Here is an 11,624-nt window from a genome sequence, read left to right as displayed (position 1 = left end):
CCCCCAAAACACCTCGACCCCCACCAAAAACCCCAACAAAACACCTACTTCAAACCACCCCCACCACCAACACCCCGCGAATAAACCCCGGGGCAAAAACGGAACCTCAGCGCTGCATCGGGCACGTGCACCGACAGCCGAGACTTTTTGCAGGGTGTCTTTGGTCCGGCTCAACAGTGGGACGGTACGCACACGGACTTTGATTGGGCTCTCAATCGCCGCCCAATACAGGAGCCCCAACAACTGAAGCCTCGGCCTCCTTCTGCCGCCTGGCAATAGCAGGGTTAGCGGCCCGGCCGTGGCCCATATGCGGCAAAAGCACCGGCGTAGGCGGCCTGCCAGCGAACCGGAGCGCCAAACTAGAGTGGCTCTAGGCAAAGGCGGGCTCTGGCCGCACAGGGGTAAGGACTACGTCTGCTGAGGGGGAAAGCGTGCGGGACTGCAAGACGAGGACATTTGACAGTGAGCCCGCTTCCTGGACCTCATTCAATTATTTCCCTAGTCAGCAAGCAGATTCTCCGGCAGTCTCCACGCATCAGAAATCCGCCGCCCCCGCAGGAAGCCGCATCCTCGAAACGCAGGAAGAGACGCCGGAAGCGGTGCACTACTGCGAGCGGAAAGTGCCAACCACTACCGTTCCATCCAGCTCCTCCGAGTGAACAGTTCGTGCCGCCAGCCCTGCGGCGGCCATTATGGAAGCAGTTCCGGCTGCCTGTCGCTCACTGGTTTCAATGACGAGATAACCGGCCTCATCCAGCCAATCAGACGCTTCGCCGATGACCCGGCGGTGGAGGCTCAAACCGTCCGGGCCGCCATCCAGCGAGATCCGCGGCTCATAGATCCTGGCCTCAGGCGGCATGGTCGGCAACACGTCCGTGGGCACGTAGGGCGCGTTCACCACAATAACCTGCGCCCGTCCCCGCAGCCGGGAGGGAAGCGCGGTGTAAAGATCCCCTTGATGGACCTGCCCGCCCACAGGCGCAAGGTTGCGGCGTGCGCAGGCCACCGCAACGGAGTCAATGTCGGCGGCGTGAAGCTCCATGACGGGCACCTGGGCAGCAACCGCAACACCAACAGCTCCGGATCCACAACAAAGATCGATAACTACACCGGCCTCCCCACCCTCAGGGAGGCGCTGCCTCAGCAGGGCCACAGCCTCAGAAACAAGCAGTTCGGTGCGCCGGCGCGGGACAAAGACACCGGGATCAACAGCAATGCGAAGACCATAAAACCCGGCCCAGCCAACAATAAATTCGAGCGGCTCGCCGGAAACACGGCGGCCAATCCATTCGGTGAGCGCTTCGGGACTGGATGCTTCGGATAACAACAACTGCGCTTCTTCCTCAGCGAAAACGCAGCCGGCCGCCCTCAGCAGGGTGACAATGTTGGCAAAATGTGGACGAGCAGGTAATGCGGGACGCGGCATGGGAACGCCTTTCGATGGGCCAGCAGCACTCGCGCGTCTTCCAGCGGCCTATCCGAACTGGCCGTGGCGGCACAGGCGGCACAACAAGGGAGTACCCGAAACTGATGAAGCAGGAATGGGACTCACCTCCTTTTGCCGTGGCTGGAATCCAATGCTAAACCGTAGTTCCCTTGAATGCGGTCACTTTGTTGGCAGGATGGACCCATGACTTCCCCCGCCCAGCACCCCATTATCTGGACCGGCACCTACACCCCGGACGGCGGCGGCCGGGCAGAAGGAATCGGAGCCTTGTCCGCCCACCCGGACGGGACCTTGGAATGGCTGGGCACGGCAGCCAAGGCGGATTCGCCGTCGTTCGTTGCTGTCCACCCCGCAATGCCCGTGGTCTACGCCGTCGCCGAGCAGCGCAAGATGGTACGGGCCTTCCGGCGAGCAGGCGATTTCGGTCTTGAGCCCCTGGGCGACCCGCAACCCGCCGGAGAAGCGACGTGCCATGTGGCGGTGGACCCGCAGGGTCGCTTCCTCACCGCCACCTGCTGGGGAGATGGCCAAGTACTGCTCTATGAACTGGATTCCGACGGCGCCATCACGGCCCGCTTCCCGGCGCCCGCTTCAGTGGATCCACACTCCGCCCAGACCCCGGGCGAGCGCCGGCAGAGCCGCGCCCACGCAAGCCTCATGCTGCAGGACGGGCGGATCATGACAACCGACCTCGGGCACGACACCCTCCGCATCTGGAACTACGTGCCCGGATTGGGACTGGAAGCAGACCACGAGGTGGCCCTCCCCTATGGCTGTGGGCCACGCCACCTGGTACAGCACGCCAGCGGCAACGTTTTTGTGGTTTCGGAATACTCCATCGAGGTCTTCGTGGTCCGTCCCGAGGCCGGGACATTTGAACTCGTTTTCCGCGGCCCGGCAACCTCCAGGGGCAGCTTGCCTGACGACTCCGCAGCAGAAATCTGCGTCGACCGGGAGGGAAAGCACGCGTACGTGGGTGTCCGCGGTTCCAACATAGTCAGCGTGCTGGATGTCGCTGCCGAAGGGACGGAGCTGCTGCCCGTCCAGGACTTCCCCAGCGCAGGGGACTGGCCGCGCCACCACATCGTGCGAGGTAACTGGCTCCATGTTGCCCATGAACGCTCGGACAACATCGCCACCTTCGAGCTGGACCCGGCCAGCGGTCTCCCCGGTCCCTTGATCCACGACCTGCAAACCCCCTCACCCACTGCCCTCGTGCCTGCTCCAGGACTGTAAGGCCAGCAGGCACAAGATCCGCCCGCCAGCATCAAAGAACAGGTTTCGAGGCTTTTCCTAAACGCTGGAGTTATTCAGTGCAAGCGCTTACAGTTGTGACGTGGTTCACAGGGCCAAGCCGGCCTTGTTGACCCATCGGACGCAGGTCCACCCCCTTGCCCCGGCAAGCCTGTACAGCAGCGCAGCTACCAGGAAAGGTCTCTTCCTTGAAATTCCGCACCCTCCCAGGCGCATCCCCATGCGCCGGAACGAGCAGCACATCAACCTCCACACCTCATCAAACCCGCAGCCGTCCCATAAAGGGCGTCCGGACTCCAAGCACAGCCAGAACCACAACACGCACGGCGGCCGCCCTGGTGGCCGCAATGGTTGCATTTTCTGCCACGGCTCTTCCCGCCCAAGCCGCCCCGGGCACCAATGACCCCGGCGGGAATGGCCATGGCAACAAAAACCCGGGATCGGCGTCGGCCCTGCACAGCCTGCGTGCGCCAGTCACGGACGAGAACTTCTACTTCGTTATGGCTGACCGTTTCAGCAATGGGAGCACCACCAACGACGACGGCGGACTGGGCAGTGATCCCATGGTGTCAGGCTTCGATCCCACCAAGAAGGGCTTTTACAACGGCGGCGACCTCACCGGACTGTTGGACAAGATCGATTACATCCAGGGCTTGGGCACTACCTCCATCTGGCTGACCCCCAGTTTCAAGAACAAGGCAGTCCAGCCCGAGGACAAGTCGGCCGGCTACCACGGCTACTGGGTCACGGACTTCACCCAGATCGATCCCCATCTGGGCACCAACGACGAACTCAAGGCCCTGATTGACGAGGCCCACAAGCGCGGCATGAAGGTGTACTTCGACATCATCACCAACCACACGGCTGACGTTATTGGCTACGAGGGAGCCGCGCGCAAGGGATACACCTCCAAGGATGCAGTGCCCTACAAGACAGCCGACGGTAAGGAGTTCGATGACCGCGACTACGCCGGCTCGGACAGCTTCCCCGCACTCGATCCGGAAACATCATTCCCCTACAAACCACGACTCGATAAAAACGAAGAACACCTCAAGGTTCCGGACTGGCTGAACGATCCCACGCTGTATCACAACCGCGGCGACACCACTTTTGTGGGCGAGGACTCGTTCTACGGTGACTTCTTCGGCCTGGATGACCTCTTCACTGAGCACCCCAAGGTGGTGAACGGGATGAAGGACATCTACAAAACCTGGATCGGCAAGTTCGGCGTAGACGGCTTCCGGATCGACACCATGAAGCACGTCAACAACGAGTTCTGGCAGGAATTCGGCCCGGACGTCCTTAACTACGCCAAAGAACAGGGCAAGGACGAGTTCTTCATGTTCGGCGAGGTATTCGACACCACCAAGAGCTTCACCTCGCAGTTCACCACCCGGAACAACATGCAGGCAGTGCTGGACTTCCCCTTCCAGGACGCAGCGCGCAACTTCGCCTCCAAGGGCCAGGCCGCCACCGCCCTGGAAACGTTCTTCGCGGGTGACGACTGGTATACCGATGCCGATTCGAACGTCTATCAGCTCCCCACTTTCCTGGGCAACCACGACATGGGCCGCATCGGCAGCTTCATCGCCGCGGACAACCCTGGATCAACAGACGCCGAGCAGGTGGCCCGCGACCAGCTCGCCCACGAGCTGATGTACTTCTCCCGCGGCAACCCCGTGATCTATTACGGCGACGAACAGGGCTTCACCGGCCCGGGCGGTGACCAGGATGCCCGGCAGACGCTGTTCGCCAGCCAGGTGCCGGAGTATCTCGACGACGACCTGCTGGGCACTGATGCCACGCACGCCACGGACAACTTCAATCCCGGGCACCCGCTGTACGCCAAGATCAGCCAGCTCGCAGGGCTGACCAAGGAGCACCCGGCGCTGCGCGACGGCGCCCACCAGCACAGGTACGCTTCGGACGGTCCCGGCATCTACGCCTTCTCCCGTACTGACGCCGAGGACCAGCGCGAGTACGTGGTTGCCCTGAACAACAGCGAGCAGCCGCGGACCGCGGAGGTGCCCACCTACATCGCCAAGCGCACCTACACCAGGATCTACGGCGAAGGCGCGGATGAGGCCAAAACTTCGGCAGAGGGCAAGCTCACGGTCAGCGTTCCACCGCTTTCCGCCGTGGTTTACCAGTCCTCCGGCCGGATTCCGCACTCCAAGGCGGCGCCCGCCGTCGTCCTCCAGGAGCCGGTCCCTGCCCAAGGCGACAACGGGCGGATTAAGGTGACGGCCGACGTCGATGCCTCGTCGTTCTACGAGGTCACCTTCGAGGCCAGGACAGCAGGCGGCGGGTGGCAGCCTATCGGCACCGACGACACGGCGCCGTACCAGGTGTTCCACGACGTGGCAGCGTTGGATGCCGGCTCGCCGGTGGAGTACCGCGCCACTGTGCTGGACAACGGCGGGCACACCGCAACCTCACAGAGCCGTGCAGCAACGGTTCCTGCACCAGTCCTTACGCTGCAGAAGCCCGTGGAGGGCAGCAGCGTGAAGGGCTCCGTGGAGCTCAGCGCCACAGCCGACCCGGAAAAGGCCAGCCATGTGGTGGCCTTTGAACGCAGCGTGGCCGGCGGGGACTGGACCGCGGTGGGTTCGGACGACTCCTCCCCGGTGTACTCCGTGAAGGATGACGTGTCGGCGCTGGCGGATGGTACCCAGATCAAGTACCGCGCAACCATGTCCGGCCCGGGTTTCAACGTCTCGAGCGAAGTCCGGACTGTTTCGGTGGGCGCCGCGCCGCAGCCGGATTCGGTTACGGTGGCAGGCTCCCTGAACCAGGCCATGGGCTGCGCTGAACCGTGGGACCCTGCGTGCGCCCAGGCCATGATGGTCCTGGATTCCGCGGACGACATCTGGCGCCTGGCCGTTGATCTCCCCGCCGGAAAGTACGAGTACAAGGCCGCGCTCAACGGCAACTGGGACGTGAACTACGGAGCTGATGGCGCCTTCAACGGGCCGAACATTGTGTTGGACCACCCTGGCGGGCCTGTCACGTTCCGCTACGACAACAGCACCCACGTGCTCAGCGCCGTGTACGCGTCGCAGCAGCCGCAGGCCGTTTCGGTGGCCGGAAGTTTAGGGTCTGAGCTGGGCTGCACTGCCGACTGGCTGCCCGAATGCGACCAGGCACAGCTGGCACTGGATAAGGCCGACCTCGTGTGGAAGCTGACGGTTCCGAACCTGCCGGCGGGCAGCTACGAGTTTAAGGCCGCCCTGGACCGCTCCTGGAACGTCAACTACGGCGCCAACGGCGTGCCGAACGGCGGCAACATTCCGTTTGCGCACGACGGCGGCCCAGTCACCTTCCGTTACGACCACGTCACCCACCTGATCACCGCGGGCTAGAGGGTCTTATCAACGCGCAACGCGAGGTCATTTTTGGCCGTTCCGAGCCATCGGATTGGGCTAAAAGTGACCTCGCGTTGTTGCTGGACAAACGGCCTCCAGGCGGGTCGTCAACCCTTGACGGCGTGCCCCATGCTTGTGACGAGCCGCTGCACCGCATCCTCTGCCGTGGGTGGAGGGCCAAAGACCTCGGCCTGCCGGGTTGTGTCGGCAACGTACTTTCCGGTCTGGAACCAGCCCATCATGGCGGCCAAGTCCTTTGCCATGGGGTTGACCGGCGCCATCAGCGCACCCGCTGCCCGCACCACGCCAACGGGAACCGTTTGGACGCGGATCTCCTCGCCGGTCAGCCGCTCCACGATGTCGGCGAACTCCTGCAGGGAGATGGGCCTGTCCCAGCCGATGTCGATCCGCTGGCCCTCCACTGCCGGGGCATCCACGGCGGCGGCCAGGTATCCGGCGAGATCCGGGGTGAGCACAAAGGTCAGCGGGATTCCGGGCGAGCCGAACCATCTGACCTTGTGTTTGGTGATGGGGTCGCCGCCAAACCGGGTTACCTGGTCCAGGAAGGCCCCGGGACGCAGTGCAACAAAGGGGACGCCCAGGGCCTGCAGCCTGTCCTCCATCAGCCGTTTGTGCCAAAAATGCGGGACTTCCGGCGTCTGGTCGCACGTGAGGATGCTGGTGAGGACAAACCGGCGGATCCCGGCACGTTTGGCGGCATCGGCGAGGTTCGAGTTGCCCACCGTGTCGATTTCCGGGTTGTCGCCCTTCCGGTGCCTGGTATAGCCGGCAGCCGAGGTGATCACCGCATCGGCACCGGTCATCGCGCGGATCAACGAGTTCGCGTCCATCATGTCCCCGCGCGCAATCTCAACGCCGCGAGATTCCAACCGGGACGCGTCCGAGCCCGGCCGGACGAGTGCCCGCACCTGCTTCCCCCGGTTCAGCAACTCCGTGACCACTTGGCCGCCCACCATGCCGGTGCCGCCTACAACGAGTACTGGCCCTTCACCCATCGACCTCTCCTGACTGTTGACGCTGGTTGTAAACCCAGGCAAAACCCGGCAGGAAAGCCGGGCAGACTGCCCCCGCCTGCCCTAGCCGCGCAGGGCTTCCTCCACCGCCGACAAGAGCGAGTTGAACCGCTGGTTCGTTGGAAGATCATCCAGGAAAACGGGCCGGCCGTCCGGTCCGGCCAGCGGAACCTGCCAGTTCGGGTAAAGGGCTTCAGTGGTGCCCGGCTGGTTCTGGACCCGCCGCTCGCCCACAGCATCCACCAGGGCAACACCAAGCAGCACCGACGGCGCCTGGGCCAGCAGCAGGTGCAGCGCCTCGATGGTCCTCTCTTCGCGTCCGGCAGCTCCTCCAGGCCCGTCCTCGGGCAGGTATCCGCGCTCTCTGAGCAGGGCAAACATCTTTTCCAGCGAGGCGTTGTGCTCGGCACGCTCCTCCGCCTCGGAGCGCTCCAGCAGGCCCAGGCCGCTGCGCAAGGCCACGTGGTCCCCGGCGAGGTAGCCGGCGGTGGGCGGCAGGTCGTGCGTGTTGACGCTGGCAAGCGCCTGCGTGCGGTACTTTTCGGGCGCAAGGGGAGAATCGCCGTCGTACTCAAACCACAGGATGGAGGTACCCAGGATGCCGCGGGCGGCAAGGTAGTCCCGGACCCACGGCTCAAAGGTGCCCAGGTCCTCCCCGATCACCACGGCCCCGGCGCGCTGCGCCTCGAGGGCCAGGATGCCGATCAGTGCCTCGTGGTCGTATTTCACGTACGCACCATCGCCGGGAGCGTTTCCCGCCGGGATCCACCACAGTCGGAAAAGGCCCAGGATATGGTCCACGCGGACACCGCCGGCATGGCGCAGCACTGTGGCCAGCATGTTGCGGAACGGAATGTAGCCGGCCTCCGCCAGCCGGGCAGGGTGCCAGGGCGGCTGGCCCCAGTCCTGGCCCTGCTGGTTGTACATGTCCGGGGGCGCACCCACGCTGGTGCCCGGTGCCAGGACGTCATGGAGTGTCCAGGCGTCGGCGCTGCTGTGGTCAACGCCCACGGCGAGGTCGTGGACCACGCCGAGGCGCATGCCGGACCGGAGCGCGGCCCGCTGGGCTTCTTCGAGCTGTTCGTCGCAGATCCACTGGAGCCAGCGGTGGAACCCGATGCGGTCCGCGAGCCGTTCCCGGAGCGCTTCAGTCTGGGGTGTGCCGATGGCGCAGGCGGGATCGGACCAAAAGGGGTCCCCGGCCGGGAGGTCCTCCCTGATGGCGGACCACAGGGCAAAGTCGTCAAGGCCCTGGCCGGAAATCCGGCAGAACTCGTCGAAGGCGGCCTGCCGGGCCGGTGGCCGGCGTGCATGGTAGAGCAGCTCGAGTGCTTGGAGCTTTGCGGCGTAGGCGGCGTCGCGGTCCAGCCGGTTGCCCTCCTTGTTCAGCCCGGCCACCTCCTCGTGGAGCTTCTCCACCGTGGCGCGCTTACGCGGCTTGAGATAGGCCACTTCGGGGATGGCCTCGATGCGGATGTACAGCGGGTTGAAGAACCGCCGGGTGGACGGCGAATAGGGCGATGGCTGCACGGGTGGAACCGGCTCGGCGGCGTGCAAGGGGTTGACCAGTACGTAGTCCGCCCCGCGGGTGCCGCTGAGGGCGGCCAGGTCAGCCAGGTCCGAGAAGTCGCCGATGCCCCAGGACCGCCTGGAGCGCACGGAATAAAGCTGGGTCGCCAGTCCCCAGCCCCGGCGCTCCTCCAGCGGAGCTGCGGTGGTCAGCCGTGCGGGCACCACTACCAGTGTGGCCGTCGCGGTGGCACCTTCGGATTCTGCGTGCAGGGTGTGCCATCCCAACGGCAAATCCTGCGGAAGGGCAAAGGTCGCTCGTCCGATGGCAACGCCGTCGATATCCCGCGGCTGGACCCAAAGGTCCTGCTGGACGCCATTCCGGGACCCGGCGCCGTCCTCAAGCACGATGGTCAGCTGAGCTGTTGCGCCGTCGCGCACGTGCACCGGGACCTGTGCCGGCTCGCCCTGCTGGATTACGACGGCGGGCGGCAGCATGCGCCGCCATGGCGCCAGTTCAGCTTCCGCCAGTGCTTCTTCGATGAGCTGGTTGGTGTCCGCCCGCACCCCGAGGGAAGCGAGGACCTTGATTAAGGTGTCTTCGGCAACAGAGTGCGGTAGCCCGTCCCAACCCTGGAATGACGTTCCCACGCCGTGGGCATCGGCCAACCGCTGGAGGAGATGCGGGTCAACGGGCTCCCTGGCAGCAGCTTCATAGGCTCCCCCATCGGCAGGGGATGGAAAACCCGGCGCGTCCGCAGGCGCGGGCGATGGGAGGTGCTGCTGGTCTGAAGCCGTCATTCGTGTCCGCCTCGTCTGGTGTGATGTGGCCCGAACTTACAGTGCTGCCTGTTGCACCGGGCGTTTGCACCCCGCGCACAACCGTTGGTTCAGATTATTGCAGGCGGGCGCGCAGGTGAAACCCAGGCTGTTTGTGAGTCGGCTGGAGGGAGGCCGTCGTGTCACGGCTCGAAGTGAGTGGTGACCGTGCCCGAGCTGACCTGGTTCAGGATGTCCCCGGCGAGGTCGCGCAGTTTCCGGTTGCGGTAGCTTGAAGCCTTCGTGAGGACGGCCATCGCTTCTTCCTGGGAGCACCTGTTTTGCGCCATCACCACACCACAGGCCAGATTGATCACGGTGCGGTGTTCCAGGGCTGCGGTGAGGTCCTCCGCCAGGTTTTGGGCATCAGCGATCCTCAGCGCAAGCCGTACTGCCCGTCCCGCCAGTTCGGCAAAACCTTCTGCACGACGCACCACCGCGTCCGTGAAGAGGCCCGGTTGGGAAGCGAAGAAGTTCAGCGCCGCTGCGTGGCTGTTGTCCAGCGCCAGGGGAACTCCCAGCACGCTGGCACAGCCGTTGTCTTGCAGGAGCTTCTGGTACTCGGGCCAGCGGGAGTCTGTTGCCACGTCCGCGAGGATCACGGGCTTCATGGTTTCCAGGGCTGTCAGGCACGGCCCCTGCCCCAGTTCCTGCTCGAGCTTGTCCAGCAGGGTTGCGCGCGGGCTGCTTCCGGCTACGGTGGCGCTGCGCTTGCGCTGCCGGAGCGTAACGCCGCACTCGATGTTTGAACGTGCGGTCTCCCCCAGAGTCGAGGCGGCGAGGACCGACAGGTCGCCAAGGAATGCGCTCACGTTTGCGCTGCCGATAATCATGTCGTGCAGCTTGACGAACTGCTCGTCATTACTGGGAGTGCCCATCCCTCAATATAAGCGACATCCACTCCTGCCGGCGCTCCACAAAACGTCACACCCGGCCCGAGCGTTACTCCAAAAGTCGAAAAGAGAAGCACTAAGGCGGAATTCTGCAGCAGCAGCGCCGATCTGTGTAGCCTCGTGACGATCAAGGGCACGAGTCAAAAGCTGCATGCCAAAGAACTGTGAGGAGACCGGAAAATGAGCCTCAGTGAACTGCGGGTGTTCGGGCGGTCAGGCACGCCGATCAGCCCGCTGACCCTGGGCACCATGAACTTCGGCGAGGGGACCGGAGGTCCGCCCGGCGCCCCCACTGGAGCCGACGAGAGCATCCGGATCATCCACTCCGCACTGGACGCCGGCATCACCGCCATCGACACCGCCGACGTCTACTCCCAGGGAGAGTCGGAGCAGGTTGTGGGGCGGGCATTGCGCGGACGCCGCGACGACGTTTTCCTGGCCACCAAGTTCCACGGCCAGATGAGTCCCAATCCAGCCCATTCCGGCAACTCCCGGCGCTGGATCACCCAGGCCGTGGAGGGCAGCCTCCGCCGCCTGCAGACTGACCGGATCGACCTGTACCAGGCGCACCGGCCGGACTACAACACCGATGTCCTGGAGACGATCACCACCCTCAATGACCTGATCAGGCAGGGAAAGATCCTGTACTACGGCACCTCGGTGTTCACCCCGGCGCAGCTGGTGGAGGCGCAGTGGCTCGCCACCACCAACCACCTGATCCCGCCGCTCGGCAACCAGGTGCCATACTCCATGCTGGTGCGCGCCAACGAACGCGACGTCTTCCCGATCACCCAGCAGTACGGGCTCGGCGTGCTGGCCTACGGTCCGCTGGCCGGCGGCTGGCTGTCCGGCAGCTTTGTGCTGGAGTCCGGCACTGCACCGACCCGGGTGCATTCACTCCCGGGCCGCTACGACATTTCAGGTCCCTCCAGCGAGCGGAAGCTCCATGCCGCCGATGCGCTGGCGCGGCTGGCCGACAAGCTGGAGCTGTCGCTGGTGGATCTCTCCATCGGCTTCGCCCTGACGCACCCGGCCATCAGCAGCGTGATCATCGGGCCGCGCAGCGAGGAGCACCTGGCCGCCTACCTGAAGGCCGCGGACGTCCAGCTCGGCGAGTCCGTCCTTGATGCAATTGACGACGTTGTGCCGCCGGGCACCAATTTCGTGGAGCGGGACGCGGGCGCCATCGTCCCGTCGATTGAGTTCGCAGAATTACGACGGCGGTAGTCCAGTCCCGCCGTCGGCCCGCCTGAGCGGAGGACGGCCTGAGCGGGGGGCTGGCCTGAGCGGGGTCGGCACGGCC

At 64.7% G+C, this 11,624-nt stretch carries 7 protein-coding genes; 3 read left to right on the top strand and 4 right to left on the bottom strand.

Features of this window, described 5'->3' with window-relative positions; genetic code table 11:
• Nucleotides 1–604: 604 nt before the first annotated feature.
• Nucleotides 605–1,426 carry a putative protein N(5)-glutamine methyltransferase gene (locus tag FNL14_RS22530; RefSeq protein ID WP_142064902.1) on the bottom strand — a complete coding sequence of 274 codons (822 nt, stop codon included), beginning with the start codon at nucleotides 1,424–1,426 and terminating at the stop codon, nucleotides 605–607.
• A 204-nt stretch (nucleotides 1,427–1,630) separates the two neighbouring features.
• Between FNL14_RS22530 and FNL14_RS22525 the strand changes: the two genes are divergently transcribed.
• On the top strand, nucleotides 1,631–2,683 hold the full coding sequence (locus FNL14_RS22525; RefSeq protein ID WP_142064899.1) for a beta-propeller fold lactonase family protein: 1,053 nt from the start codon (nucleotides 1,631–1,633) through the stop codon (nucleotides 2,681–2,683).
• 365 nt (nucleotides 2,684–3,048) lie between these two features.
• Nucleotides 3,049–6,063, top strand: coding sequence for an alpha-amylase family glycosyl hydrolase (locus FNL14_RS22520; RefSeq protein WP_142064896.1), 3,015 nt, complete (start codon nucleotides 3,049–3,051; stop codon nucleotides 6,061–6,063).
• Between the two features lie 110 nt (nucleotides 6,064–6,173).
• Here FNL14_RS22520 and FNL14_RS22515 read toward each other — a convergent pair whose 3' ends face one another.
• The 3 genes from FNL14_RS22515 to FNL14_RS22505 form a co-directional block, all read right to left on the bottom strand.
• Nucleotides 6,174–7,082, bottom strand: coding sequence for an SDR family oxidoreductase (locus FNL14_RS22515; protein WP_142064893.1), 909 nt, complete (start codon nucleotides 7,080–7,082; stop codon nucleotides 6,174–6,176).
• An 81-nt stretch (nucleotides 7,083–7,163) separates the two neighbouring features.
• Entirely contained in the window at nucleotides 7,164–9,410 is a 2,247-nt protein-coding gene (gene malQ, locus FNL14_RS22510; RefSeq protein ID WP_142064890.1) for a 4-alpha-glucanotransferase, read from the bottom strand.
• 161 nt (nucleotides 9,411–9,571) lie between these two features.
• On the bottom strand, nucleotides 9,572–10,306 hold the full coding sequence (locus tag FNL14_RS22505; protein WP_142064887.1) for a GAF and ANTAR domain-containing protein: 735 nt from the start codon (nucleotides 10,304–10,306) through the stop codon (nucleotides 9,572–9,574).
• 195 nt (nucleotides 10,307–10,501) lie between these two features.
• Here FNL14_RS22505 and FNL14_RS22500 point away from each other — a divergent pair, with 195 nt between their 5' ends.
• On the top strand, nucleotides 10,502–11,548 hold the full coding sequence (locus FNL14_RS22500; RefSeq protein ID WP_091420472.1) for an aldo/keto reductase: 1,047 nt from the start codon (nucleotides 10,502–10,504) through the stop codon (nucleotides 11,546–11,548).
• The last annotated feature ends 76 nt before the right edge of the window (nucleotides 11,549–11,624 follow it).

This window comes from Pseudarthrobacter sp. B4EP4b, assembly GCF_006680095.1.
Classification (GTDB): domain Bacteria; phylum Actinomycetota; class Actinomycetes; order Actinomycetales; family Micrococcaceae; genus Arthrobacter.
The sequence above is the reverse complement of the archived record's forward strand: the minus strand, read 5'-3'. Positions and strand labels throughout refer to the sequence as shown.